The following is a 26,463-nucleotide window of genomic DNA, read 5'->3' on the forward strand; positions in this document are numbered from 1 at the left end:
GTGCCTAGCCTCCTCCGAGCCCGAGCTGTTCGCTGTAGAACAGGCCGAGGCCGAACATGCAACAGATGGCGGCGAGCAGCCAGAACCGGATGATGACCGTGGTTTCCGCCCAGCCCGCGAGTTCGAAGTGGTGATGGAACGGCGCCATGCGGAAGAGCCTTCGCCTCGTCGTGCGGAACACCGCGATCTGCAGCACGACCGAGATCATCTCGACGACGAAGAGACCACCGATGACGATCGCGAGCAGTTCGGTGCGGGTCGTCATCGAAAGGCCGGCCACCAGCCCGCCCAGCGCGAGTGACCCCGTGTCGCCCATGAAGATCTTGGCCGGTGCGGCGTTCCACCACAGGAAGCCGACGCACGCGCCGGTCGCGGCGGCGGCGACCACGGCGAGGTCGAGCGGATCTCGCACGTCGTAACAGGCGGCCTGGGGGGACTCGACGCAGCTCAGCCTCGCCTGCCAGAACGAGATCACCACGTAGGTGGCCAGCACCATCGCCGCCGCGCCACCCGCGAGCCCGTCGAGCCCGTCGGTGAAGTTCACCGCGTTCGACCACGCCGAGATCAGCAGGTAGCAGAACAGAATGAAGATCGGGACGGGGAAGAAGATCAGCGCGAGGTCACGCACGTAGGACAGGTTCTGCGAGGCGGGCGTCAGCCCGTTCTCGTCGGCGAACTGAAGCGCGAGCACCGCGAAGGCGACCGCGACGACGAGCTGACCGACCAGCTTCGCCGTCTTGTTCAGGCCGAGGTTGCGCTGTTTACGGATCTTGATGAAGTCGTCGAGAAAACCGACGATTCCGAGCGCGACGGCCAGGAACAGCACGAGCAGTCCCGACGCGGTCGGCCCGTCGTTGGTCGAACTGCGGATCCAGTCGGCGAAGTGGGCGACGAAGTAGCCGACGACCATCGCGACGATGATCGCCACGCCACCCATGGTGGGTGTCCCGCGCTTCGACTTGTGCCCTTCGGGGCCCTCCTCCCTGATCTCCTGCCCGAAGCCCTGCTTCGAGAAGATCCGGATGAGGTACGGCGTCAGCAGGATGGAGACGAGCAACCCCACCGAGGCCGCGATCATGATGCTGATCACGCCGGGCGGCCCTCCTCCAGCAGCGCGTCGGCGACCCGCCACAGCTCGGCGACCTTGGACGCCTTGACAAGAACCACGTCGTCGGGACGCAGCTCGTCGCGCAACAACGCGACGGCGGCGTCGGTGTCGGGCACCAGGACCGACTCCTCTCCCCAAGAACCTTCGTGGCTGGCTCCGTGGTGGATGGCCGCGGCAACCGCGTCCTCACCGTCCTTGCCGGACACCACGACCAGCCTGTTGATGTTGAGCCGCACGGCGAGCCTGCCGAGTTCGTCGTGCGCGGACACGCTATCCGCACCCAGTTCGCCCATCACACCGAGTACCGCCCACGAGCGGCGGTCCGAGGTCATGGAGGCGAGTGCCTTGAGCGCCGCCCTCATCGACTCGGGGTTGGCGTTATAGGAGTCGTTGAGCACGGTGACCCCGTCGGAGCGGGTGTCGACCTCCATGCGCCGCCCCGACCTGCGCTCGGCAGCGCCGAGGTACCTCGCCACGTCGGCGACGCTCGCGCCGAGTTCGATGGCGACCGCGGCGGCCGACAGCGCGTTGCCGACGTGATGCTCCCCGACCAGTCGCAGGGTCACGTCGGCCTCGCCGTCCGGAGTCACCAGCCGGAAGGAAGCCCTCGCCTGCTCGTCGAGCGTGACGCGTTCCGCGCGAATCGTCGCGGCCGGGTTCTCCCCGACCCCCACGACCCTCGCGGATGTGCGGCTTGCCATGGCCGCCACCAGCGGATCATCCACATTGAGCACGGCGACCCCTTCGGAGGGCAGTGCCTCGACGAGTTCGCCCTTCGTGGCGGCGATGCCTTCCCGCGAGCCGAATTCACCGAGATGGGCGCTGCCGACGTTCAGCACGACGCCGACGCGTGGCGGTGCGACCTCAGCGAGTTGCGCGATGTGCCCAGGGCCACGCGCCGACATCTCAAGCACGAGGTGCCGGGTCGTCCGGTCGGCCCTCAGCGCCGTCCACGGGTGGCCGAGCTCGTTGTTGAAGGACCCAGGCGGCGCCACGGTGGGGCCGAGCGGCTCCAGCAATGCCGCGACGAGGTCCTTGGTCGAAGTCTTGCCGGAGGAACCGGTGACGCCGACGACCGTCAGCCCGCCTTCGGCGAGTTCGTCGACCACGTACCGAGCGAGTTTGCCGAGCGCGGCGAGTACCGCGGCGCCGGAGCCGTCCTTGTCGCCGGCGAGCGCGACGGAACGTTCGTGTGCCTGCCCTTCCGGCAGCGGCGGCACGATCACCGAAGGCGCGTCGACCTCGCGCGCGGCGAGCACTCCCGCGGCTCCGGCCGCCATCGCCGTTCCCGCGAACGAGTGGCCGTCGACGCGTTCACCCGGCAGCGCGACGAAAAGCCCGCCGCCCGCGACTTTCCGCGAGTCGAACTCGACGGAGCCGGTCACCCGTTCACCGCCGTCCGCGCGATGCAGCCTGCCGCCGACGATGCCCGCGATCTCGGCAAGGCTCAGTTCGATCACACGGTCACCTCAAGTCGGTCACGGATTGCGGCGGCCAGCTCATCACGATCGGAGAAGGGATGCACGACACCGGCCACCTCCTGTCCCGTCTCGTGCCCCTTGCCCGCGACGAGTACCACGTCACCAGCCTCCGCCTCCTCGACGGCGGCCACGATCGCGGCCCTGCGGTCGCCGATCTCTCTGACCTCACCAGCCTGCGCCGGAGGAACCGCGCGCGCACCTGCCAGCATCGCGGCCCTGATCGCCTCGGGATCCTCCCCGCGGGGATTGTCGTCGGTGACGATCACGACGTCGCTTCCGCGCACCGCGGCCTCACCCATCATCGGGCGCTTCACCGTGTCCCTGTCGCCTCCGCAGCCGAGCACGGTGATGATGCGCCCCTCCGTGCGTGCCCTCAGCGCGAGCAGTGCCTGAGTGACCGCGGCAGGCTTGTGCGCGTAGTCGACGACCGCGGTGAAGTCCTGGCCGAGGTAGACGCGCTCCATCCGGCCAGGCACCTCGACGGCTGCCAGCCCCGCGACGATGTGCTCCAGCGAGACACCCGCCGTGTCGAGTACGGCCGCGGCCAGCGTCGCGTTGGCCACGTTGAACTCGCCCGGCAACGGGAGCGTCGCCTCGGCGACGCGGCCGTCCGGAGCATGCAGGGTGAACGACTGCTCGCCGGTCGAGGTGATCGAGATGTCGGTCGCCCTCCAGCTCGCGTCGGTGCCGGGCTCAGTCGACACGGTCACCGTCTGTGGCGTGACCAGCGACTGACCCCAGGCGTTGTCCACGACAACCACCTCGTGGGTGGAGCGGCCGTCGAACAACAGCGACTTGGCGGCGAAGTACTCCTCCATGTCGCGGTGGAAGTCGAGGTGGTCCTGGGAAAGGTTGGTGAAGGCGCCGACGGCGAACCTGGTGCCGTTGGCCCTGCCGAGCGCGAGCGCGTGGCTCGACACCTCCATGGGCACGTGCGTGACGCCCTGCTCGACCATCACGGCGAGCAAAGCCTGGAGGTCGGGGGCCTCCGGCGTGGTGAAGGCACTCGCGAGGCGCTCGTCGCCGATCCTGGTCTCGACGGTGCCGATCAGCCCGGTCGCCAGTCCCGCCGCCCTCAGACCGGCCTCGACCAGGTAGGCGGTCGTGGTCTTGCCGGAGGTTCCGGTGACCCCGAGTACCGACAGTCGCAGCGAGGGTTCGCCGTAGATCCACGCGGCGACCGAGCCGAGCACGCCGCGCGGGTCCGAGTGGACGAGCACGGGGACGTCGGTGTCACGCAGCGCGGGACGCTGAGCCCCGTCCTCGTCGGTGAGTACCGCGGCGGCACCGGCGGCAATGGCCTGGTCGGCGAAGTCGGCCCCGTGGACCCTGGCCCCCGGCAGCGCGGCGAAGAGGTCACCCGGCAACACGTGCTGGGCGCGGAGAGTCGTACCGGTCACCGTCACGTCGGCGTCGGCGGGGTCGGCGATGAGCCGGGCATCCGCGCGCGCGACCAGCGTCGTCAGCGGAACCGGCTCGATGCGATCCGGTCGCGGCGGCGCGGCGACGACCTTCGCCGGGTTGTCCGGAACCTGTCCTTTCCGATCGGACGGCTCGTCGTTGTTGACAGACACGCCGGAAGGTTACCGGCGGTGCCGACCCGCCTCGGAAGCGGTGCGGACTGCGTGGCGCGCGCATAGCGCCGACGAATAATCAAACTGGAGTTTCATGTATTGATACGATGGTGTCGGCTGCCTGGAATGCCACCGGCCGCGGCAGCCGTCACCGCATCGACAGCCCATGGAGGCGACCGTGACGGCCCCGGAGACGCTGCTTCGGATACTGACGACCAACGACTTCCTCGGCTCCTACTTCGCCCACCCCACGTCCTACGGCACCTACCCCGGGGCCGGCGCGCTCACCCATACGATCGACCGGCTACGCGAAGGAGCCCGGCACTCTTTGTGGATCGACGCGGGAGACTTCGCGCAGGGCCCCCTCGCATACGTCATGGGTGGACACGCCGGCTTCACCGCCGCGGCGAGCCTGGGAATCGATGTCGCGGTACCGGGAAACCACGAGTTCGACTGGGGCGAGCGACAACTCCGCGAGTGGGGGCCGGCAACCGGATTCCCACTGCTACTCGGCAACTACGACCTGGGATTTCCCTCGCACACCGTCTTCTCGTTCTCCGGAATCGGCGTCGGAGTCATCGGACTGACACACCCCGACATCGAGCGCTTCACCGGCCCGCTCGCGCTGGCGCAATCCCCCGCTCCGGAAGTCATTCCCGAGATCGCCCAATTGTTGCGTTCCAATGGAGCGGACGTCGTCGTACTGACGGTCCACGACGGGGTCGACTGGGTGTCCATGTGCTGTGGACCGCCGCGGGCCGACCACAAGCGCATCACGGAGTTCACCGAGGCGATGCGCCCCCACGCGGACATCATCATCGGCGGGCACACTCTCGGCAGGCACATCGGGCAGATCGCCGGAGTTCCCTATCTACAGCCATGGGCGTTGGGTTCCGAGGTCGGCGTGCTGGATCTCAGGGCCGACCTGACGCACTCCTGCTATGGCATCACCCCCTCAGGCGGTCATGTGGACTGGACCGGGCCCGGACATGAGCTCCACGTCGGCCAAGCGGCCAACATCGTCGGCGAACTACGGGAATCGCTGCGGTGGCAGCCCCGCCAGAACAACTCCCTCGGCCACACGGTCGCGAAGGGGTTGACCATGATCACCGAGACGGACGCGGCGCTGGTCGGGGCCATCAACACCAGTCAAGCCCCTCTCGACGGCGTCTTCTCCTTCCTGCCCAGGGGCACGCTGTCGGAGGCCGAACTCCTCCACGTCACCGGCCGAACGGCACGCGTGATGGCGTGCGAAGTCTCCCGTGCGGAACTCGACGCCCTCCGGGATACCGCGACGGGCAAGAACACGCTGTCCGACGACGTCACTCTCAACATCGAGAACCTGGGAGGGCTCGGCATGAGCCTCCCTGACGCCCCTCGCCGCCCCGTCGTCTCACTGGCGACGGAAGCACACCTCGTCGCCTCGGTCGAGCGAGCGCTCGACCGCGAGGTCGAATGGACACCGGTCCAGGCAACGCTGCCCGAGGCGCTACTGGCAGCGATCAACTGAACCGCGCGAGCCTCAACCCATCGCGTACCCAAGAGAGCTCGCGACCGCCTGCAACCGGCGATTCGAGAAACGCATTGCGCGCTCCGCGGTCATCCACTGCTTCCACTCACCGACCAACCCCCGCCTCATGAACCGGTACTCACCTTCGGCAGCGCCACGTTCACGCAAAACGGCATCCTCGTGCTGCCGCATGGCCGGAAAACTGCTCAACTCGACGGCCTTCACGAGATCCGGCTCAGCGACCTGGATTCCAAAATGGACCAACCCTTTTCGGACGGTTTCGGCCGCACGCTTCTTCAGATCCTCGAACCGCATGACGAACAACCGGTCACCGTCGACGGCGTCCAACCATTCCGAGTGATAGTCGGCCCATGCCGCTACCGGTGACTCCAAGGATGCCTCGGTAAACAACGACATCGGCTGCCCCAGCCAGGAGTCGAAACTCGTGACCTCTCCCTGCGCGGCAGCTTCCCTTCCCTCGGCGGCCAGTTCACTCACCCGCTCGCCCTCGATCGCGGCCTGCAAACAATATTGGGAGTACAAGGCATCCCTCGGATCTCTGACCAAAAGCAGAACACCGCGAAGCGACGTTACGTCGAGATACCGACTCGCGCTGTGAGTAGCGACGAACCTTGGCCACCGCCTTCGGAGAGTACTGGCCCTGTCGGAACGGTCCCTTGCCGCGAATCGTCGCCGCACACCATAAAAAGAAGGGATCGGATACGCCTTGCCGTCGGCGGCGAACTCTTCCGAACTCGCCGTGAGGTAGTTCAACCCCAGTTCAAGCAGAATATTACCGGTCAGAAACTGGCCAGAACACGGAAAACTGGCCACCACGATGTCGCTCGTGCCGAGTTTCCGGAAATTCGAACGCTCGGTCTCGTGGCTCACAGCCAGCCAACCCGGTCCCTCGTCACGGCGCGGGCCACTCACGGTGGTACACCTCGATTCCAGAGCGAAACCACATCTCTTTCCGGCGATCAGGGGCGGGTGAACCGTAACAACGCCGAGGTTCGGAGTTCAGGGTCCGAACTCCACCACGGGCCTACAGGCCGTTCAGTTCGGCGATCTTCCAGCCACCGTCCCGCTTGCGGGCGGTCACCTCCACCACCGCCGTCCCCGACTCCAGCCGGTTTTCTTCCTCCGGGTACACGGTCTGCTGATCGAGAAACACCAGCACCGTCGCCTCGGTCGCCGACAGCTCGGCCACCCCCGCCGAACGCACCGTCGAGGTACGCACGATCCGCTGATCCGCCGCCAGCTCGCTCACCTCGCCGAATTCGGCCTCGTACTGATCGACCGCCGCGTCGACCAGTACCGTTTCGGCGGCCCGCTCGGTGCGGGCCAGATTGTTGTAGTCGTAGGACAAAACGGCCTTGAGCCCGGCCGAAACCTGATCTTTCACCTCGTTGGTCGCCCGCTCGTCGGCGACCGCGAGGTTGTCGCCGGGAGCGCTCAGCCGCCCCGCCTCCACGAACGACCACACGGCGACCCCCGCCGCCAGCACGATCACGGCGGCGAGCACGGCCATGATCGTCGCTCTTCGCGACAAAGTCCGCCCACCGCCCGAGTCCACCACCGCCGCCGTGCCTTCGGCGGCTTCGTCAAGCTCGGCGTCGGCCTTGTCTCCGGTCATGAGTCCGCCGCCTGCACGCCCGCGACCTTCCAGCCCTCGGCCGTGCGCTGCGCCCGCACGGTCAGCCTGCTGCGACTGTCCGACGGCTTCTGGTCCGAGGTCGCGAGGTGAACGGTGAGCACGGCGAGCATCGTCGCCGATCCCTCCGAGACGTCCAATTCGGTCACCGCGATGCGCGACAACTCCGCCGTGGCAACGGTTTCCGTACCCGCCGCCCTGTCGAGCTGAAGTTGTCTGTCCTTTTCGAGGTCCTTGCCGAGCTGCCCAGTCGTGGCCTCGATCCAGCCGTCGACGTTCACTTCCGCGTCCCGGTAGTCGATCGTGTGCAACGTCAACAGCGCCGCCGAGATGTCATCGACGACGGCCTCCCGCTCCCTCGCGACGGCGAGCCCATCGTCATCCGCCGCGCTCCACCAGTTCCAGCCAGCCCAGCAGGCGACGAGCACGGCGATGGCGGCGAGAACGGCCAGTGTTCTCATCGCGGGATCCCCAGCAACTGCCCGATGCCGTCAGGAAGTACCTCGTTGGCGAAGCCGAGCACCCCTGGTAGCGCGTCCTTCCTCGGCACCCCGTCCGTTCCGCCCTGCCCTTCCCGCTGTTCCGGCGCGGCAGGCACCTCGACGGGTTCTCCCGCATACGGCGCGTTCTGGGCACCCCGCACGCCGATGGGGCTGCCGGGCGGCTCGGCGCAGTACGCGTCGACGTTGGCCGGTGCCTCCGATTCGTCGTTGGCAGGCCGCTGCCGTGTGTCCTCGTATCCCCGCGTGCACGAGGGCGGGTCGAACAGGTTGAGCACGAAGCCGAGATGCCCCTCGCCGTTGGAGGTGACCGAACGGCTGAACGCGGAGATCACCGGGTAGGCAACGAGCAACTGCTCGATCGCGTCGGTGCGCGAGGTGGTGATCTTCGCCGTCGTCAGCAGGTTGGCGAGAACGACACCCAGATCGGTGCCGGACACGGCGAGCACATCACTGACCTCCTTGCTCAGCTCCGGCGCCTCGTCGATGACCTTCCGCAGATCGGGGTCGGATTCCTTCAACTGTCCCGCGATGGTCCGCAAGCCGGTCGACAACTCGGCGATGTTCCCGGCTTGCCGCTGCTGGGTGTCGAGCACGATCCGCCCTTCGGAGAGCAACGCCTTCGTCTCCGGCAGATGTTCGGTCGCCGTCTCGGTGAACGAACTCGCGGTGTCGAGCAGTTGCCGCAGGTGGGGGCCGGTGCCGACGAACGCGTCGTAGGTCTCGTCGACGACGGTCCGAAGCGAGCGGGTGTCCACACTGGCCACGAGTTTGTCGAGGTTGCCGAGCACGGTGTCCGGCGCGAGCGGAATGGACGTGCGCTCCTGCTGGATCACCGAACCTTCCGCGAGGTAAGGGCCTTCGGCATGCTGGGGCACCAAATCGACATATTGCTCACCGACCGCGGATCGATTGGCCACCGCCGCCTCCGTGTCGGCGGGAATCGCGGGGGCGTCCGATTCGATGTCGAGGCTCAGTTCGATGCCATGCTCGGTCAGGTTCATCGCGACGACCTTGCCGACGGCGACCCCCCGGTAGGCGACCTCGGCGTTGACGAAGATCCCTCCTGAATCCGCGAGCCGGACGGTGACCTCGTAGCCACGGGTTCCGAGAAGCCGGTCGAGACCGGCATAACTGATCCCCGCGTAGCCGACGGACACCACGGCGATGACGACGAAGGCCACCAGCTGCAACCGGTGTTTGCGGGTGATCATCGGCCACCTCCGAGGAGTCCGCCGAGCAGGCTGCCGATCAGCCCGCCCTGCCTCGCCGGAGCGGGTGGACTGATCTCCGGCAACGGGAGTACCGGCGCGTCCGGGCCCGCCGACGAATCAGGCGGCGCGCCGTCGGCACCACCGATCTGCCCCGTGCCGCCGATGTCGCCCGTCGAAAGGGTCGGCGGCTGGATGGGCGGCTGCGACGAGTTCGTGAAGTTCTGCAACAACAGGTCGAGATTGAGGTCGACGCGGGCGGTGACGTTCGCGTAGTCGCCTCGGATGACCGCGCCCGCCGCGTCGGGGAACGGGTAGGTCGGCAGGATCTTGAGCGCGGTCGGCAGATCGGTGCCCGCCTCGGCGAGCTTGCGCAGGGTGGGTTCGAGCGCATGCAGGTTGGCGACCAGTTCGTCACGGCTCTTGGTGACGGTGTCGACGGCGACGCCCGACAGATCGTCCAGCGACTGGAGCATGCCGACGAGCTGATCGCGCTGCTTGCTGACGATGCGCAATCCCGGTTCGAGGTTGTCCAGCGCGTTGGTGAGGTTGCCGGTCTGCGCGACGAACGTGCTCGAAAGTCGGTTGAGCCCGTCGATCGCCCTGACGATCTCCCCCCTGTGCCCGTCAAGTTGCGTTGCCAGCTCGTCCACTCTGGACAACAGGGTCCTGATTTCCGCCTCGTTACCGGACAACGCGTTGTTCAGTTCCTCGGTGATCGTGCCGAGCTGATCGATCCCGCCGCCGTTGAGCAACAGGGAAAGCGCGCCGAAAACCTCTTCCACCTCGGGATTGCGGTTGGTGCGTTCCAGCGGGATCCGGTCACCGTCCCGCAATGTCCCTTGTGGATCCTCACCCGCCGGTTCGCGCAACTCGACGAACTTCTCGCCGAGCAGGCTCGACTGCCGAAGCGCGGCGTCGGCGTTGGCGGGCAGCACGATGTCCCCGTTGACGATCATTCTGACCACGGCCGATTTGGTGTCGTCGGCCAGTTCCACGCGCTCGACCCTGCCGACCGGTACGTCGTTGACCTTGACGCTAGCCTGCGGGACGAGGTCGAGTACGTCGGCGAACCGCGCGCTGACCCGATAAGGGTTGTCCCCGATGTCGGCCCCTCCCGGCAACGGCGTGTTGTACAACCCGGAGAATCCGGCTTCGCCACAACCTGCCAGCACCAGTATCGCCGCGAGCGCGACCGCCATTCTTCTCATGAGCCATCGTCCAATGGGGTCGTGAGCAGGTCGACGAGTGGTAGCGGAAGCGGCGGCAGTTCCCCGTTCTGCAACGAGTTCAGTGTCTGGGAAAGGGAAGGCACCTTCAGCGTGTCGTCCACAATGGGCGCGAGCGACCGGCACAACGGCCCCAGCGCGTCCGCCAATTGCTCCGGCGTGCCTGCGCTGACCAGCTTGCACAACGTCTGCATGAGCGGGTGGGCGAGCTCGTTCGCGTTGTAGCGTACCGAAATGCTGCCAGAGGCCGCGTCGTAGGTGTTGATGAAGTTGTTCATCCCGGTCGGTCCCACGTCCAGCACCTCGGCGAGCGCAGCCCGCTGATCGACGAGGACACCGGTGATACCGGCCAGCTTGCTCACGTTCGAGGAAAGCAGATCCCTGTTGTCGGTGACGAACTGCTTGACCTCACCCAGTGAGCTGCCAAGCGAGGACAGCGCGGCCCCGACGTCGTCGGAGTCCTCGGCGAGAAACCCGGTGACGTCGGCGACCCTGTCGTAGAACTCATTGAGCTGCCGGTCGCTGTCGGCGAGCGTGCTGGTGAACTCCTGTAGGTTGCTCACCGTCGAGAACAGGTCGCCCTTCGAGTTCTCCAGCGTGCCCGACAGTTCGGCAAGCCGGGAGACCGCGTCGTTGAAGGCGGTTCCGTTGCCCTCCAGGTTCGCCGCGGCGGTGTCGAGCACCCCGGCGAGCGCGCCGTCGGAGTTGGCGCCGTCGGGACCGAGGCTCGTCGACAGTTCGTTCAGGCTGCCGTACAAGTCGTCCAGCTCGACGGGAGTCGCCGTGCGTTCGAGCGGGATCACCGCCGCCTCGGCCAGTTTCGGCCCGCTGTCGTAGGCGGGGGTGAGCTGGACGTACCTGTCGCTCACGAGGCTCGGTGCGACCACGACGGCACCCGCGGCGGCCGGAACCGGCACGTCGATGGCCATGTCGACCCGTACCGCGCCACCCTCGGGAGTGACGCCGGTGATCTCGCCGACCGGGATGCCGAGCACCCGCACCGACGATCCCTCGTAGAGGCCGACGGTCTTATCGAAGTAGGCGGAAAGCCGGGTCGCGCCGGTGTCGCGCAGCAGCCACCAGAGCGCGGTGGCCAGCACGAGCAGCGCGACGCAGGCCGCCGCGAGCCAGGCGTAGAGGCTGCGCTGGTTGCGCGAGGTCACCGTCATCAGTTGCCTCCCACGGAAACGCCCTGATTCTCGGCCGCGATCGGTGGCGTGCAGCCCTCGGGGTTGATTCGCGCGCCGCCCACGGTGATCACCGGGGGAAGCAGTCCGCAGATGTAGCCCTCGAACCAGCGCCCGTTTCCGGTGGCGTTCGCGCCGATCCTGGTGAAAGGGGCGAGCAGTTCGAGACTGCGGTTGAGGTTGTCCTGGTTGCGCTGCAACACATCGGTGACGACGCCCAGTTTTTCCAGCGCGGGGCCGAGTTGTTCGCGGTTGTCCGCGACGAATCCGGACAACTGTTCCGAAAGGTCCCGTGTTCCCTTCAACAGCGCGTCGATCGCCTTTTCCCGTTGCTGGAGTTCGGTGAGCAGCAGGTTCCCGTCGTCGATGACCTTGCGCAGCTCGTCGTTGCGGTCGGCGAGCACCTTGGTGACCCCGCTGCTGTTGGAGAGCAGTTCGGCCAGTTCGTCGTCGCGAGAGGACACCGTTTCGGCGAGCGCGGACAGCCCGCCGAGCGCGTCCCGCAGATGCGGCGGCGTGTCGCGCAGGCTTTCCGAGATCACGTCGAAGCTCTCGGCGAGCTGGTCGGTGTCGATGTCCTCGACGGTCGTGGAGAGGTCGCGGAACACGTCCTGAATCTCGTACGGCGTCGTCGTGCGTTCAAGCGGGATCGGTTCGGCGGGGTCGAGCGTTCCCTCTCCGCGTGGGGTCAGCGCGAGGAACTTCTCCCCGAGCAACGTCTTGACCTCGATGGCGGCCTCGGTTTCCGGTCCGAGCCGCACGTCCTCGACCTTGAAGGTGACGTGCACCGTCTTCCCGGAGAGCGACACCTGCTGCACCTCGCCGACCTTGACACCGGCGACCTGTACCTCGTTGCCGTCGGAGAGATTGGCCGATTCCGCGAAGTAGGCCGAGTAGGTGGTCCCGTTGCCCAGCAGGGGGAGGTCGTCGGAGTAGTAGGTCACGAGCGTCACCAGCCCGAGCAGCACGAGCGTCACGGCTCCCACCGCGGCCTGGTTGCGCTCTCGCAGCGGTTTCATGAGACCTTGCACCTCTCCGGCTGTTCTGTGGTGGGGATCGGCAGGAACGGCAGCGTGATGTTGAGCGATGAGACGCCGATGGTGCCGGTCAGCCCGCAGAGGTAATAGTTGAACCAGCTTCCGTAGCTGAGCGTTCTCGTGAACTTTTCCAGGTTTCCCGGCATCACCTGCAACAGGTGGTCCAGCAGTTCTTCCGAGTCGGCGAGGTTGCCCGACAGCTCGCCGAGCGCCGCGATGTCCTTGCGCAGTGGCGGGCGGGCGTCGGTCAGCAGTCCCGACGTGACGGTGGTCAGCTCGCCGAGCGCGGAGACCGCGTCGCCGATCGGCTTACGCTGCTCGGCGAGCCCGGTGACGAGTTGCTGCGTGGTGTCGAGCAGGCCCCCGAGTTCGGGTCCCCTGTCGTTGAGCGTGCCGAGTACGTGGTTGAGGTTGCCGATGACCTCACCGATCACCTCGTCGCGCTCCGCGATCGTCGAGGTGAGCGACGCGGTGTGCGAGAGCAGGCTCTCGATGGTGCCGCCTTCTCCTTGCAGCACCTGGATGATCTCGTAGGACAACTGGTTGACCTGTTCGGGATCAAGTGCTTCGAACAGCGGCCGGAACCCGTTGAACAATGCCGTCAGGTCGAGTGCGGGCTGGGTGCGTTCGGGAGGGATCGGCGTTTCACGGGAAAGGGTTCCCCCTCCCGCGACGTCGGTGCCGAGGGAGAGATACCGCTGCCCGACGAGGTTGCGGTACTTGACGGTCGCCGTGACCGCCGCCGGAAGTTCCCTTCCCGCCTCGATGTCGAAACTGACCTCGGCGAGATTGTCCTCGGAAACGGTGATGTCGACGACCTGACCCACCTTGACGCCGACGATGCGGACGTCGTTGCCCTCCTGTAGTCCCGACGCGTTGTGGAACAGCGCCGTGTACCCGGCGGTCGGCCCGAAGTTGGTGTTGGCGATCGTCGCGCCGAGCACGGCGGTGAAGGTGATGGTCACCGTCGCGAAGACGAGGATCTTCACCAGGGCCGGGAGAAAACTCCGCTCCCCTCGTGTCCGCTCGCTCATTCGACCTCCACCACGGCGCCCCGGTAGAGCGGGCCGACGAGCAGGCTCGCCCAGCCCGGCGCGTCCTGCGGCGCGATCCCGGTCGACGGCGCGAGCAGCGTCGACAACAACTCGTGCTCGGCGGGCGAGTTCGCCAGCGAGGGAACACCGGCCGTCGTCCCACCGCCGTATCCGGTCCGGTGCGGCGGTGCCGGTTTGCTCGAACCGTCCTCGATCGCGCCTTCCGGCGGATATTGCGGCCACGCGGCAGGTGGTTCGACCTGCGGGTAGCAGCGTGGCCCCCGCTTGTCGTCGTAGCGGGGCTCGTCGACACCCGGCAGGTATTTGCCCCTGCTCGCGGTGATCCTGATCGTCACGTGGTTCATCTCGTCGGTTCCCTTGCCGAACGCCTCCTCCGCCCTGGGGACGGCCTCGGCGAGCTGCCGCAGCAGGCACGGGTACTCGGGGGCGTACTTGGCGAGCACGTCCAGCGTCGGCTGGACCGTGCTGGTGAGGTCGATGAGGTTGGCCTTGTTGACGTCGAGGAACCGGCCGAGGTCGACGGAGACGGTGGACACCGAGGCGTAGAGATCGACGAGCTGTCGTTCCTTCTCCACGATGGTCTTGCTCGTCGTCGTCAGATCGGACAGCGCGGCGAGGAAGTCCGGCGCGGCGCGGTCGTAGACGTCGCTAACGTTGGCGAGCCCGGTGATGTCGGCCTTCAGCTCGGGAAGCGAGGGGTTGAGCTCCCCGAGATAGTCCGAGACCTGCACGAGCGTCTCGCCGAGTTCCTGACCTTTGCCCTCCAGCGCTTCCGACACCGCGCCCAGCGTGCTCGCCAGCTTCTGCGGCTGCACCGACTGCAACAACGGGAGCACGTCGGAAAGGACGCGTTCGAGTTCGATCGCGGAGCTACTGCGGTCCTGCCCGATGACCGCGCCCTCCGCGATGGGATCGGAACCGCGATCGGGCAGTTCCAGCGCGACATAGCGCTCGCCGAACAGCGTCTTCGGCAACAACCTCGCTGACACGTTGGCCGGAATGAGGTCCACTTTGTCCGGTTGCAGCGCGAGGCCGAGCACGGCCTTGTCCCCGGTCGCCTCGATGGTGCGCACCTCCCCGACGAGCATGCCGCGAACCTTGACGTCGGCGCCCTCGCGCATCTGATTGCCGATGTGGTCGGTTTCCAGCCGGACACCCACGTATTCGGTGAACGCCTTGTTGTACACCGCGACGCACAGCGTGAAGAACAGCGCGGCGACAAGCAGGAACACCAGCCCGAGAAGCTGGTGTCGCAGCCTGCGCAACAGCAGTGCCCTCATAGCGCCGCCCTCATCCGGAAATCCGCACCGTCGTCGTCGAGCCCCAGATCGCGAGGCTGAGGAAGAAGTCGATGACCACGATCAACACGATCGACGTGCGCACCGCGCGGCCCACCGCGACACCGACTCCGGCAGGCCCGCCCTTCGCCGTGTACCCGTAATAACAGTGCGACAGGATCACGAGCGCGCTGAACACGACGACCTTGAGGAACGACCACAGCACGTCCTCCGGTGGCAGGAACAGATTGAAGTAATGGTCGTAAGTGCCTGCCGACTGGCCGTAGAACCACACCGTGATCTGCCGGGAGGCCAGATAGGACGAGAGCAGGCCGACCGCGTACAGCGGGATCACGGCCGTGACGCCCGCGATCACCCTGCTCGTCACGAGATAGGGCATGCTGGGAATGCCCATGACCTCAAGGGCGTCGATCTCCTCAGAGATTCGCATCGCGCCCAGTTGCGCGGTGAATCCACAGCCGACCGTCGCCGACAACGCGAGTCCCGCCGCGAGCGGCGCCACCTCCCGGGTGTTGAAGTAGGCGGAGATGAATCCGGTGAGCGCCGCCGTTCCGAGCTGGTCGAGCGCGGAATACCCCTGTAGCCCCACGATGAGGCCGGTGAAAAGGGTCATTCCGATCATCACTCCGAGTGTCCCGCCGATGACGGCGAGCGCACCGGTGCCGAAACTGACCTCGGTGAGGATCCGCAGCGTTTCCTTGCGGTAGCGGCGAAGCGTGCGCGGCGCCCAGGCCAGCGCCCTGGCGTAGAAGGAAAGCTGCTGACCGAACCCTTCGAGACTGGCGCCGGGGCGGGCGATGATCTCAAGGGTCCGGTCGGACACTCTCGCGTCGTCGCTCATCACAACGCCTTCGGGGGGACGATACGCAGGTAGATCGCGGTCAGCACGACGTTGATCAGGAACAACAGCAGGAACGTGACGACGACGGCCTGGTTCACCGCGTCGCCGACTCCCTTCGGTCCCGGTGCGGGGTTGAGCCCTCTGAACGCGGCGACGACACCGGCGACGAAGCCGTAGAGGAACGCCTTGATCTCACTGACCCACAGATCGGGAAGCTGGGCCAGCGCGTTGAAACTGGCGAGGTAGGCGCCGGGGGTCCCGCCTTGCAGTACGACGTTGAAGAAGTAGCCGCCGAGTACACCGACGACACTGACCAGTCCGTTGAGCAGCACCGAAACGACGATCGCGGCGAGCACCCTCGGCACGATGAGCCGCTGGATCGGGTTGACGCCGAGCACTTCCATGGCGTCGATTTCCTCGCGGATCTTGCGAGCGCCGATGTCCGCGCACACCGCACTTCCGCCCGCCCCGGCCACCAGCAACGCCGTGATCAGCGGACTTGCCTGCTGCACGATGGCAAGTGCGCTGGCCGCTCCCGTGAACGACTGCGCGCCGATCTGCTGCGTCAACGACCCCAGTTGCAGCGCGATGACGGCGCCGAACGGGATCGCGACGAGCGCGGTGGGCAAAATCGTGACACTCGCGAAGAACCAGCACTGCTGGATCCATTCCCTCGTCTGAAAGGGCCTGCGCGGAATGGCGCGCAGCACCTCCCACGCGAGGGTCGCGAGCCGGCCCACCTGGGCCAGCGCGGCGGTGCCTGGGATCACCGTCGATCCCCGCTGAGCGCCCATCGCACCTCCGCCTCGGTTACTACAACTTCAAAGCGTGTGTCGCCGTCGCTCCCCCGTCCGCGACGAACTCGGCGCCCGTACAGTACGAGCTTTCGTCGCTGGCGAGGAACAACGCCAGCGAGGCGATCTCCTCGGGTTGCCCGACTCTGCCCAATGCGAGCCTGCGGACGATCCGCGAGTAGTCCACCTCCGCGCCTCCAGCCGCATCGCTCACCATCGAGGTGTCGATCATGCCTGGATGCAGCGAATTGACCCTGATGCCGCGATCCCCCAGCTCAAGCGCGGCGACCTTGGTCATTCCCCTGATCGCAAACTTACTCGCGGTGTAGGCGACCAGGAACGGCATCCCGGCCAGTCCCTCCACAGAGGACACGTTGATGACGGAACCACCACCTGCTGTCGTCATCGGTTCAACGACCGAGCGCATGCCGAGAAACGCCCCGACCTGGTTGATCTTTATTACTCGCTCGTAATCGGCGAGCTTCGTGCTGCCCAGTTCGGAAAAGTGCAGGACACCGGCGTTGTTGAGGAGCACGTTCAGCGTGCCGAATTCGGAAACCGCGTGCTCGACGGCGCTCGCCCACTCGTCCTCGTCGGACACGTCGAGGTGGTGGTATGCCGTCTTGTCGCCGAGTTCCTCGGCGAGCGCCTTGCCTTCCTCGTCGTTGATGTCGGCAAGCAACACCGAGGCACCCTCCTCCGCGAAGCGGCGGGCCGCCGCGGCGCCCTGCCCCCTCGCCGCACCGGTGATCAGCGCGACCTTACCGGCGAGTCGTCCCATCGGCCTTCCTCACATCATCTCGTCGGTCAGCGGCAGGAAAACGGACTTCTCCTCCGTGTACGCCTCGATGGCGCTCCTTCCGCCCTCCCTGCCGAGTCCGGATTGCTTGAAACCACCGAAGGGCAGGTGCGGTTCGATCTGAAAACCGTTGACACCGACCGTTCCCGCGCGTAGCTTGCGCGACACCCTGAACGCGCGTTGCACGTCGGAGGTGAAAACGCCCGCGCCGAGCCCGTATTCGGTGTCGTTGGCGAGCGCGATGGCCTCGTCTTCGTCGCTGAAGGGCACGACGGCGAGCACAGGGCCGAAAATCTCCTCCTGCGCGATGGTCGCCGAGTTGTCGACGTCGGCAAAGATCGTCGGCGCGACGAAGTTGCCTGCCGCGAGATCACCACCAAGCCGCTCACCTCCGGTGACGAGCCTGCCTTCCTCCTTGCCCTTCTCGATGTAGCCGAGAACGCGGTCGAGTTGCTTCTCGTTGATGAGCGGCGCGGAAATCACGCCCGCGTCGAAGGGGTCGCCGTAGGTCACGGCCGCCGCCATGCCCTGTGCCGCGCCGATGAACTCGTCGTAGACGTCGCGATGCACGAGGGCCCTCGTGTTGGCGACACACGCCTGCCCGGAAAGTCCCATCGTGACGGCCCCGACGACCGTCGCCGCAGCGAGCCCGACGTTGCCCGCGTCGCCGAAGACGAGCGCGGGGCTCTTGCCGCCCAGTTCGAGCGACACCCGCTTCAGTGTCGCGGCCGAAGCCTCGACGATGTGCTTGCCGACGGCCCTGCTGCCCGTGAAACTCACCTTGTCGACACCTGGATGCGTGATCATGGCCTCGCCGACGGGGTCGCCCTGCCCCGTGACGACGTTGAGCACCCCTTCCGGAAGACCGGCCTCCACCAGCAGTTCGACCATGCGCAGCACCGAGAACGTGCAGTACTCCGAGGGTTTGAGCACGATCGTGCAGCCGGCGGCGAGCGCGGGGGCCACCTTCTGCGCGAACAGCAGGAACGGCGCGTTCCACGGGAGAATCGCCGACACGACACCGATCGGCTCGCGGAAAGTCATCGCGAGGTGGTCGCCACCCTGATAGGGCGGCAGAGTCTGCCCACCGATCTTGTCGACCCAGCCCGCGTGGTGGTCGAACACGTCGGCGGCCGCACCCACCGAGGTGGCGTAGATGGCACCGAAGGAAATCGGCACCGAGTTGTCCAGCGCCTGTAGTGCCCTCAACTCGTCGGCGTGGTCGCGCAGAAGCTGGGCATAGCGATGCAGCAGCGCGACCCGTACGCCCGCGCGTTCGGTCGCCCACCTTCCCTCGTCGAACGCGGCGCGCGCTGCGGCGACGGCCGCGTCGACATCGGCGGCGCCGCCGCTGGCGAACTCGCCGATCTCCTCGCCCGTTCCCGGGTGACGGTGGGTCCAGGTCGCGCCGTCGGCTGCGGGTCCCCACTGGCCGCCGATGTACAACTGCCCTGTCTTCAGCCCGAGTGATTCGCGGTGGGGCTGCACGGTGAAGGTCATGGTGCTCCTCACGAAAGGGAAAGGATGTCGTCGGCCGCGAACATGCGGCCGGGATCGCGGCCCGAGAAGTAGGCGCCGACGGTGCCGGCGAGTTCGGGCGTCGTCCACGTTCCGGCCGAGGTGTCGAACCGTTTCTCCACCGAGGGCGGAGCCAGCAGCGCGACCATGCCACCGTGCACGACGAACACCTGCCCGCTGATGTCCTCGGCCGCCGCAGAGGCGAGAAACGCGACGAAGGGCGCGACGTGGTCGACCGAAAGCGGGTCGTCCTCTTCGGTGCCCGCGCCGAAGACACCCTCGGTCATCGCGGTCCTTGCGCGTGGGCAGATCGCGTTGGCACGCACGCCGTAGCGGGACAGCGCCCTGGCGGCCGACACGGTGAGCGCGGCGATGCCCGCCTTGGCAGCCGCGTAGTTCGGCTGTCCGGGCGAGCCGACGAGGAACGCCTCCGAGGCGGTGTTCACGAGCCGTCCGTACACCGGCGCTCCGTCCGCTTTGGACTTTCGCCGCCAGTACGCCGCCGCGTCGCGGGCGAGCAGGAAGTGCCCGCGAAGGTGGACCCTGATGACGGTGTCCCATTCCTCGTCCGTCATCGAGAACAACATCCGGTCGCGCAACAGGCCCGCGTTGTTGACCACGATGTGCAGACCGCCGAAGTGTTCCTCGGCCGCGGCGACGAGAGCGGCGGCCGTCGAGGGTTCGCCGATGTCGCCCCTGAGAGCCAGTGCCTTGCCACCCGCCGCCTCGATCTCGTCGACGGTCTTCTCCGGTGACGAAAGGTCGTTGACGACGACGGCGGCGCCCGCTTCGGCGAGGGCGAGCGCTTCGGCGCGGCCGATTCCCTCGGCCGCGCCCGTCACGACGGCGACCCTGCCGGTGAGACTGGTGCTCACTCGATGGTCACCACCTGACGGATGACGTCGCTGCTGCCTTCCTTGAGCACACCGAGCCCGTCGTTGATCTCGTCGAATCCGATGCGCCGCGAGATCATGCCTTCGAGGTCGAGCAGGCCCGCCCTCCAGAACCTCAGCATCGTCGCGGTGTCCCTGTGCACCTTGGCCGAGCCGTAGAACGAACCGAGGATCTTCTTGTCGTGCAGGAACAGTTCCTGCGCGCTGAACTCGACCATCGCGTCGGCCTTACCGGCACCGACGACCACGACCGACCCGCCGCGACGGGCGTTGTCCCATCCGGAGCGGATGGTGGCGGGAATGCCGACGACGTCGAAGGCGTAATCGAATCCCTCGCCTCCTGTCGTAGCCGCCTTGACGTCGGCGAGTCCGTCGGGGGTCGTCGCGTGCGTCGCCCCGAATCGCCGCGCGATGTCGTGCTTGGCCTCGACGGGATCGACGGCGACGATGGTGCTGGCACCCGCCAGCCGCGCGCCCTGGATGACCGAGATGCCGACCCCGCCGCAGCCGATGATCACCACCGTCGAACCCGGGGTCACCTTCGCCGTGTTGAGCACCGAACCGACACCGGTCAGCACTCCGCAGGCGATGAGCGCCGCCGTCTCGAAGGGCACGTCCTTGTCGACCTTGACGGCACCCGCCGCGGGAACCACGACCTCCTCGGCGAACGTGCCAAGACCGGCGTAGCCGAACAACGGGGTGTCACCCCGCCGGAATCTCGGCGTGGTGAACGCGGCGATCGCGTGCACGGCGCACAGGTTCGGTTCGCCGCGAAGGCAGCTCGGGCAATCGCCGCACGGCGGGACGAAGGAGACGGTCACGTGATCGCCGGGTTCGAGATGGGTCACCCCCTGCCCGACGTCCAGTACTTCGCCTGCTCCCTCGTGACCGATGACGCCGGGAGCCAGCGCGGGCAGTGTTCCGTCCATCGCCGACAGGTCGCTGTGACAGATTCCCGAGGCGCGCACCCTGATGCGAACCTCGTGTGGACCGGGGTCCACGGTTGTGACGTCGTCGCGCAGTTCGAGCTTCTCGTCGCCGATCGCGTTGAGTACAGCCGCCCTCACCCGGACTACCTCCCTGAGGTCGCCGCGTACCGCCCTTGGTCCGCGTCTCTCGCCAAAGACTAGAATCTGTTCTTGTCTTGAGCAAGCCTCAGTTTTCGAAGCTATTCACGTATGAGCAGGGCATTTCTCGGACATGATGCGACCGCCTGAGTAACACGTTCTATCTCACCTTCGGGCACGTCCGGCGAGCTGATGCGCAACTCTTCCTCGTCGTCGAGCTCGAACACGGCGGGAGCCATCGCGACGCACACCTCGTTCGCCTCGCACAGATCCCTGTCGACCTCGACCCTCATCCTCCGCGCCCGCTCTGCCACGTCCGGCACCTCCTCAAGAATTAGAACTTGTTCTACACTAGCGCCGAGGACGGCACCCGCACCACGTCCAACGCGCGAGCTGGAGGATGAGATGCGCATCGGCTACACACCGGAGCACGAGGAGCTGCGCTCCGAGCTCAGGACGTACTTCGCGAAGCTCATGACCGAGGACCGCAGAGCCGGTCTTCGCGGAGAGGGCGGCGAGTACGGCGATGGCGCGGCGTACAAGGAAATCGTGCGCGATCTCGGCCGCGACGGCTGGCTCGCGATCGGCTGGCCGAAGGAGTACGGCGGCCAGGAACGCCCCATGCTCGACCAGCTCATCTTCACCGACGAGGCGGCCGTCGCCGGGGTACCCGTCCCTTTCCTCACGATCAACACCATCGGCCCGACGATCATGCGGTTCGGCACCGAGGACCAGAAGGCGTTCTACCTGCCCCGGATCGCCGGGGGCGAACTGCACTTCGCGATCGGCTACTCCGAACCGGAAGCGGGAACCGATCTCGCGGCGCTGCGCACGAGAGCGGACAGAGACGGTGACGAATACGTGATCGAAGGCCAGAAAATGTGGACGAGCCTCATCGAATACGCCGACTACGTCTGGCTCGCCGCGCGCACCGACCCCGAAGCACCCCGGCACAAGGGGCTCAGCATCCTCGTCGTGCCCACCTCCGCGCCTGGTTTCTCGTGGACGAAAGTGAACACGGTCGCGGGGCCCGGCACGAGCGCGACCTACTACTCCGGCGTCCGTGTCCCGGTGAACGCGAGGATCGCCGAGGAGAACGCGGGCTGGCCGCTCATCACCAACCAGCTCAACCACGAGCGCGTCGCGCTCACCTCGGCGGCACCGATCCAGTCCGCGCTGGCCGAGGTCCTCGAATGGGCTCGCGAGTCCACCTCGCCCCACGGCGGCAGGGTCATCGAAGCCGAATGGGTCCGCACGCATCTCGCGAGAGTGCACGCGGGCGCGGAGTACCTGAAACTGCGCAACTGGAAGATCGCGTGGGCGGCGAGCCACAGCGAACTCACCCCAGCCGACGCGTCGGCGACCAAGGTCTTCGGAACCGAATTCGCGATCGAGGCATACCGCCTGCTGATGGAAGTACTCGGCGCGGGAGCGGTCGTGCGTGAGGGTTCACCTGGCGCACTGCTGCGGGGCAGGGTCGAGCGCGCCCAGCGCTCGGCGCTGATCCTCACCTTCGGCGGGGGCACCAACGAGATCCAGCGTGACATCGTCGCCGCCACCGCACTCGGCCTTCCCGTCACCCGCTAAAGAAGGGAATTCCATGGATTTCTCGTTCACCGAGGCACAACACGAACTCGCGGGCCTCACCAGGCACATCGTCACCGACCTTGTGACCCCGCAAACACTGGGACCCCACGGTTCCGGCGGTCACGACAGTGCACTGTGGACAGCCATGGCGAAGGCGGGGTTGCTGGACGCGGCTTTGCCGAACGCGGTGGGCGGCGGCGGTTACGGATTGCTCGAACAGTGCTCCACCCTGACCGAACTGGGCAGGGCCGTCGCGCCGGTGCCTTACCTGCCGACCATTACCGTCGCCGCGTCCGTACTCGCCGAGCATGCCGACCCGATGCTGGTCGAACGCTGGATTCTGCCTGCCGTGCGTGGCGAGGCCGTGATCGCGGCCGCCGTGCCCGACGCCGGAGCACCGGCCGAGTGGACCGTGCGCCGCGATCAGGAGAACTGGCTGATTTCCGGCGCGCAGACCGCCGTGCCCTTCGGCGCGTTCGCCGACGGTTTTCTGGTGCTCGCGCGCACGGACAGCGGCCAGGAGGCAGTCGTTCTCGTCGACCTCGCCGACGCGGAGGCAGAACTGACCGTGTCACCGCAACGGACCGTCGACAACGCCGACGCCGCGATGGTCACCGCCGAAGATGCGAGAGCGGCCGCCGTATTCGGCGGGGACGCGGCTCGAACGCTGCGGCTCAGGGCCACCGCCGGATTGTGCGCGTGGCAACTCGGTGTGCTGGAAAGGGCGGTCGAACTGACCGCGGCCTACGCGAGGGAACGCACCCAGTTCGGCAAGCCCATCGGCGGTTTTCAAGCGGTACGGCACCGGCTCGCCGACGCGCACCTCGACGTCGAGGCGGTGCGGTTGTCCCTGTGGCAGGCGGCGTGGCAACTGGAAGCCGATCCGGCGAACGCGGCGGCTGCCGTCGCCACGGCCAAGTACTGGGCCGCCGAGGCGGGGCACAGGGTCGCGCACACCGCCGTGCACGTACACGGCGGCGTCGGCATCGACGTCGACCATCCACTCCACCGCTACTACGTCGCGGCGACAAGGGCCGAGTTCACCTTCGGCGGCGCCACGGCGCAGCTTCGCACGCTCGGCGATCTGCTCTCCCACTGACGAAAGAAGGAAAGCGAAGGGGAAAAACCGGGGAACAACACACGAACCACTCCCGGATCAGGGGAGATTTGTCCTACCTTGAGCCGATGCGCACCCGACGATTGTCAGCCGTCCTCCTCGCGCTCGTCACTTGTCTCGTGGTGTCCGCGCCCATCCCGGCCGCATCGGCGGCGCCCACCAAGATCACCGCGGCCGACTTCCGGTTGCGGGAAGGCGCCTACAACCCCGTCATCGCCACGCTCGACGGCATACTGCCCACCGCGTCGGTGCCCGCCGTTCTCGACAGCGCCAACCGCGGCGGGACGACCGAGGGCTGCGACCCCGGTGCCGCCAACCAGGTCGCCGCCTTCTGCTGGCAGTCCGGGGACAACACGACCGGCGACTGGTATCCGCAGGGCATCAGCAGCACGGCCGACTCCTATGGCAATGGCACCTACGACGGCAGGACCGCGCTGTTCGTGAGCTGGTACTACAACGGAGAGGGAACCGGCAAAGGTGTCCGGGTATCCTTTGTGGACTACGAGAACCCCGGTTCACCGGAGTACCGGCACGTGCTGCTCGTCGACCCTTACACCAACTCGGCAGGGCAACCCGACTTCCGGCCCGTTCCCGTTCACGCCGGCGGCATCTTCGGCTACGGCCACTACCTTTACGTCGCCGACACCTGGGGCGGGTTCCGGGCCTTCGACCTCGGGCACCTCTGGCAGGTCACGACCGGCGACGAGTCGAAGATCGGCCGCCAGTCCGACGGCACCTACCACGCGTTCAACTACCGGTACGTACTTCCGCAGGCACAAACTTTCACCTCGTCCACGACGAACGGGGTGCCGAGACTGCGCTACTCGGCGGCGTCGCTTGACCGGACGAGCACACCCGACAGTGTCGTCGTCCCCGAATACGACGCCGACGGCACGGGAACGCGAATCGTCAGGTATCCCATCGATCACACCGACCGGAAGTTCAAGGAATCCCCCGACGGTTACACGCACGGCACCGAGGCGTATCGCGTCGACATCGCCAGCATGCAGGGCGCGACGGCCATCGAAGGCACGTTCCTCGTCTCGGCCAGCGCCGGATCGGCGAACAGGGGGCATGTACACACGTTCACGGCGACCAGCGGCCCCGACCGGCACCAGAACGCCCAGCCCGCCGGGCCTGAGGATCTCTCGTACCGGAGCCAGGACAACCAGCTGTGGGGACTGTCCGAGTACCCGGGCAACCGCTTCGTCTACGCCATGAACCCCGGAGGTTTCTGATTCCGCCGGAGTGACCCGCGCTCGCCGACTTGCTACAATGAAACGCGAGTTTTGGAATGCGCGCGCAAGTCAGGCATGACGGGTCAACTCCGGCGGATTGCGGTGAGGCGGCATGGGTGCGGTATCTCGAACGAACGTCATGCTCGACGCCGTCCCGGTCTCGGACATCGTGTCCGAACTGGGCGAGTCCCCACTGTGGATCGAGGACATGGGGTTGCGCTGGCTCGACGTGGCCGGCAAAAACCTGCACACCCTTCACCTCGACGGCAGCACGTCGTCCGTCGGCCTCTCGGCCACCGTCACGGCCGTCGAGCTGTCACACTCCGCGAATCTCCTCGCCGTCACCGGCTCAGGATTCGGCTGGGTCCGCCCGCACACCGGCGAGGTACACCAGGTCGCCGACAGCATCACCGAACCGGACGTCGCCATGAACGACGGCGGCGTCGACGCGCTCGGCCGGTGCTGGGCTGGCTCCGCCGTGCGCGACGACAGCAGGCGAGGTGAGCTGTATCGGTTCGACGGCACCTCGGTCACCAGCCACGCGCGCGGACTAAGCATGTCCAACGGGCTCGACTGGTCACCCGACAACACCGTGCTCTACCACGCCGACAGCACGGCGGGCACCGTGACGGCGTGGGACTTCGACCTGGTTTCCGGCGGCCTCGGCGAGCCGAGGATTCTCGCCGAAATCCCCGCGAGCATCGGCCTTCCCGATGGGCTCACCGTCGACGAGGCCGGAGACGTGTGGCTGGCGATCTGGGGCCCCGGCCAGGTATGGCGGCTCGACTCGCGAACCGGCGAAACCACCGCGATCGTCGACGTGCCCACGCCCTGCACCACGAGCTGCGCCTTCGGCGGGCCTGACCTGCGCACGCTCTACGTCACGACGGCCAACCACGAGCGCCCGGAAGGTGGAGGGCTGCTCTACGCCGTCGACACGCCCGTCAGCGGTCGGCACCCCCACCGCTTCGCCGGAGCACTCCGATGACGGGCACGACGAACAAGGTCGCGCTGGTCACCGGGGCGTCGAGGGGCATCGGCGCCGCGACGGCCCGCAGGCTGGCGGCGGACGGAATGGCCGTCGCCATCAACTGCTATCCCGACGAAACCATGCTGGCCTCGGCGAAGGAGGTCGCCGCGAGCGTGCACCGGCTCGGCGGAACGGCCGAGGTCTTCCCAGCCGACATCAGCGATCGCGCCGAGGTCGACGACATGTTCGAGCAGTGCGAGCGGCAACTCGGCCCCGTGACGACTCTGGTGCTCAACGCGGCGGCGACGGGACGAGTCGACTGGGACGACATCACCGAGTCCGAATGGGACCGGATCACCTCGGTGAACCTCAAAGGCGCGCTGCTGTGCTGCCGCAGGGCCTTCGGCGGCGGCAACGGGACCGACACCGGCACGATCGTCACGGTCAGCAGCGTGCAGGCCAAGCTCGGCGCCCCCAACGCACTCCACTACACCACGACCAAGGCGGGCATCATCGGCTTCACCCGCTCCCTCGCGAGAGAACTGGGCGAGCGCGGCGTCAGGGTCAACTGCGTCATGCCCGGCGCGATCCAGACCGAGGAGGAGATCGAGGCGTTCCCCGAACAGGACGAGGTCCGCCGGGTCGTACTGGGCAACCAGATGCTCCAGCGCAGGGGAAAGGCCGAGGACGTGGCCGGAGTGGTCAGTTTCCTCGCCGGACCCGGCAGCGCGTTCATGACCGGGCAGACCCTGTGCGTCGACGGCGGCTGGGTGCTGCTCTGACCGACCCCGGCCC

At 67.1% G+C, this 26,463-nt stretch carries 25 protein-coding genes; 6 read left to right on the forward strand and 19 right to left on the reverse strand.

Translation table 11 applies throughout. The annotated features are described in order from the left end of the window. Positions 1 to 4: 4 nt before the first annotated feature. From mraY to BAY61_RS23485, 3 genes are read right to left on the reverse strand one after another with little or no spacing between them, the layout of a single operon-like run. Positions 5 to 1,090 carry a phospho-N-acetylmuramoyl-pentapeptide-transferase gene (gene mraY, locus BAY61_RS23475; RefSeq protein ID WP_091807829.1) on the reverse strand — a complete coding sequence of 362 codons (1,086 nt, stop codon included), beginning with the start codon at positions 1,088 to 1,090 and terminating at the stop codon, positions 5 to 7. After that, entirely contained in the window at positions 1,087 to 2,568 is a 1,482-nt protein-coding gene (locus BAY61_RS23480) for a UDP-N-acetylmuramoyl-tripeptide--D-alanyl-D-alanine ligase (RefSeq protein WP_091807831.1), read from the reverse strand. Before BAY61_RS23480 ends, mraY begins: the two co-directional genes overlap by 4 nt. Beyond that, positions 2,565 to 4,163, reverse strand: coding sequence for a UDP-N-acetylmuramoyl-L-alanyl-D-glutamate--2,6-diaminopimelate ligase (locus BAY61_RS23485; protein ID WP_091807833.1), 1,599 nt, complete (start codon positions 4,161 to 4,163; stop codon positions 2,565 to 2,567). Before BAY61_RS23485 ends, BAY61_RS23480 begins: the two co-directional genes overlap by 4 nt. Positions 4,164 to 4,341: 178 nt before the next feature. On the opposite strand from BAY61_RS23485, the gene BAY61_RS23490 reads away from it, so the two are divergent. After that, positions 4,342 to 5,673, forward strand: a complete 1,332-nt coding sequence (locus BAY61_RS23490) for a metallophosphoesterase (RefSeq protein ID WP_143021410.1) — start codon at positions 4,342 to 4,344, stop codon at positions 5,671 to 5,673. Between the two features lie 12 nt (positions 5,674 to 5,685). Here the strand turns inward: BAY61_RS23490 and BAY61_RS23495 are convergent, their stop codons facing one another. The 16 genes from BAY61_RS23495 to BAY61_RS23570 all read right to left on the reverse strand — a co-directional run bounded on the left by BAY61_RS23495 (position 5,686) and on the right by BAY61_RS23570 (position 21,049). Then, positions 5,686 to 6,564, reverse strand: coding sequence for a sulfotransferase domain-containing protein (locus tag BAY61_RS23495; RefSeq protein ID WP_170140241.1), 879 nt, complete (start codon positions 6,562 to 6,564; stop codon positions 5,686 to 5,688). A 154-nt stretch (positions 6,565 to 6,718) separates the two neighbouring features. Beyond that, on the reverse strand, positions 6,719 to 7,309 hold the full coding sequence (locus tag BAY61_RS23500; protein WP_245865369.1) for a hypothetical protein: 591 nt from the start codon (positions 7,307 to 7,309) through the stop codon (positions 6,719 to 6,721). After that, positions 7,306 to 7,788 (reverse strand): hypothetical protein, encoded by a 483-nt coding sequence (locus tag BAY61_RS23505; RefSeq protein WP_091807838.1) that lies wholly within the window; start codon positions 7,786 to 7,788, stop codon positions 7,306 to 7,308. Before BAY61_RS23505 ends, BAY61_RS23500 begins: the two co-directional genes overlap by 4 nt. Beyond that, positions 7,785 to 9,041 (reverse strand): MCE family protein, encoded by a 1,257-nt coding sequence (locus BAY61_RS23510; RefSeq protein ID WP_091807840.1) that lies wholly within the window; start codon positions 9,039 to 9,041, stop codon positions 7,785 to 7,787. The genes BAY61_RS23505 and BAY61_RS23510 overlap by 4 nt, the downstream gene beginning before the upstream one ends. Next, a complete protein-coding gene (locus tag BAY61_RS23515; RefSeq protein ID WP_091807842.1) occupies positions 9,038 to 10,249 on the reverse strand; it encodes an MCE family protein in 1,212 nt (403 codons plus the stop codon). Before BAY61_RS23515 ends, BAY61_RS23510 begins: the two co-directional genes overlap by 4 nt. Further along, positions 10,246 to 11,436 (reverse strand): MCE family protein, encoded by a 1,191-nt coding sequence (locus BAY61_RS23520; RefSeq protein WP_091807844.1) that lies wholly within the window; start codon positions 11,434 to 11,436, stop codon positions 10,246 to 10,248. Before BAY61_RS23520 ends, BAY61_RS23515 begins: the two co-directional genes overlap by 4 nt. Then, entirely contained in the window at positions 11,436 to 12,473 is a 1,038-nt protein-coding gene (locus BAY61_RS23525; RefSeq protein WP_091807845.1) for an MCE family protein, read from the reverse strand. Before BAY61_RS23525 ends, BAY61_RS23520 begins: the two co-directional genes overlap by 1 nt. Then, a complete protein-coding gene (locus BAY61_RS23530; protein ID WP_091807847.1) occupies positions 12,470 to 13,525 on the reverse strand; it encodes an MCE family protein in 1,056 nt (351 codons plus the stop codon). The genes BAY61_RS23525 and BAY61_RS23530 overlap by 4 nt, the downstream gene beginning before the upstream one ends. Beyond that, a complete protein-coding gene (locus BAY61_RS23535; protein ID WP_091807849.1) occupies positions 13,522 to 14,826 on the reverse strand; it encodes an MCE family protein in 1,305 nt (434 codons plus the stop codon). Before BAY61_RS23535 ends, BAY61_RS23530 begins: the two co-directional genes overlap by 4 nt. Positions 14,827 to 14,836: 10 nt before the next feature. Beyond that, a complete protein-coding gene (locus BAY61_RS23540) occupies positions 14,837 to 15,685 on the reverse strand; it encodes an MlaE family ABC transporter permease (RefSeq protein ID WP_170140240.1) in 849 nt (282 codons plus the stop codon). Next, the gene (locus tag BAY61_RS23545; RefSeq protein WP_091807852.1) at positions 15,685 to 16,479 is read right to left on the reverse strand and encodes an MlaE family ABC transporter permease; all 795 of its coding nucleotides are present in this window, start codon (positions 16,477 to 16,479) and stop codon (positions 15,685 to 15,687) included. Before BAY61_RS23545 ends, BAY61_RS23540 begins: the two co-directional genes overlap by 1 nt. A 19-nt stretch (positions 16,480 to 16,498) precedes the next feature. Next, positions 16,499 to 17,260 (reverse strand): glucose 1-dehydrogenase, encoded by a 762-nt coding sequence (locus tag BAY61_RS23550; protein ID WP_091807854.1) that lies wholly within the window; start codon positions 17,258 to 17,260, stop codon positions 16,499 to 16,501. Positions 17,261 to 17,269: 9 nt separating this feature from the next. Then, positions 17,270 to 18,778, reverse strand: a complete 1,509-nt coding sequence (locus BAY61_RS23555) for an aldehyde dehydrogenase family protein (RefSeq protein ID WP_091807857.1) — start codon at positions 18,776 to 18,778, stop codon at positions 17,270 to 17,272. Positions 18,779 to 18,786: 8 nt separating this feature from the next. Beyond that, a complete protein-coding gene (locus BAY61_RS23560) occupies positions 18,787 to 19,671 on the reverse strand; it encodes a 3-oxoacyl-ACP reductase (protein WP_091807858.1) in 885 nt (294 codons plus the stop codon). Continuing rightward, positions 19,668 to 20,756 carry a Zn-dependent alcohol dehydrogenase gene (locus tag BAY61_RS23565; protein WP_091807860.1) on the reverse strand — a complete coding sequence of 363 codons (1,089 nt, stop codon included), beginning with the start codon at positions 20,754 to 20,756 and terminating at the stop codon, positions 19,668 to 19,670. Before BAY61_RS23565 ends, BAY61_RS23560 begins: the two co-directional genes overlap by 4 nt. A 101-nt stretch (positions 20,757 to 20,857) precedes the next feature. Next, complete coding sequence (locus tag BAY61_RS23570) at positions 20,858 to 21,049, reverse strand: ferredoxin (protein WP_091807862.1); 192 nt, start codon at positions 21,047 to 21,049, stop codon at positions 20,858 to 20,860. 112 nt (positions 21,050 to 21,161) lie between these two features. Here BAY61_RS23570 and BAY61_RS23575 point away from each other — a divergent pair, with 112 nt between their 5' ends. The 5 genes from BAY61_RS23575 to BAY61_RS23595 all read left to right on the forward strand — a co-directional run bounded on the left by BAY61_RS23575 (position 21,162) and on the right by BAY61_RS23595 (position 26,450). Next, entirely contained in the window at positions 21,162 to 22,343 is a 1,182-nt protein-coding gene (locus tag BAY61_RS23575) for an acyl-CoA dehydrogenase family protein (RefSeq protein ID WP_091807864.1), read from the forward strand. Between the two features lie 13 nt (positions 22,344 to 22,356). Next, complete coding sequence (locus BAY61_RS23580; protein WP_091807866.1) at positions 22,357 to 23,442, forward strand: acyl-CoA dehydrogenase family protein; 1,086 nt, start codon at positions 22,357 to 22,359, stop codon at positions 23,440 to 23,442. Positions 23,443 to 23,528: 86 nt separating this feature from the next. Next, complete coding sequence (locus BAY61_RS23585) at positions 23,529 to 24,698, forward strand: hypothetical protein (protein ID WP_091807868.1); 1,170 nt, start codon at positions 23,529 to 23,531, stop codon at positions 24,696 to 24,698. A gap of 112 nt (positions 24,699 to 24,810) precedes the next feature. Then, positions 24,811 to 25,686, forward strand: a complete 876-nt coding sequence (locus BAY61_RS23590; protein ID WP_091807869.1) for an SMP-30/gluconolactonase/LRE family protein — start codon at positions 24,811 to 24,813, stop codon at positions 25,684 to 25,686. Next, on the forward strand, positions 25,683 to 26,450 hold the full coding sequence (locus tag BAY61_RS23595; protein ID WP_091807871.1) for an SDR family NAD(P)-dependent oxidoreductase: 768 nt from the start codon (positions 25,683 to 25,685) through the stop codon (positions 26,448 to 26,450). The genes BAY61_RS23590 and BAY61_RS23595 overlap by 4 nt, the downstream gene beginning before the upstream one ends. Positions 26,451 to 26,463 lie beyond the last annotated feature (13 nt).

Origin of the sequence: Prauserella marina (genome assembly GCF_002240355.1) — a bacterium.
GTDB lineage: Bacteria > Actinomycetota > Actinomycetes > Mycobacteriales > Pseudonocardiaceae > Prauserella_A > Prauserella_A marina.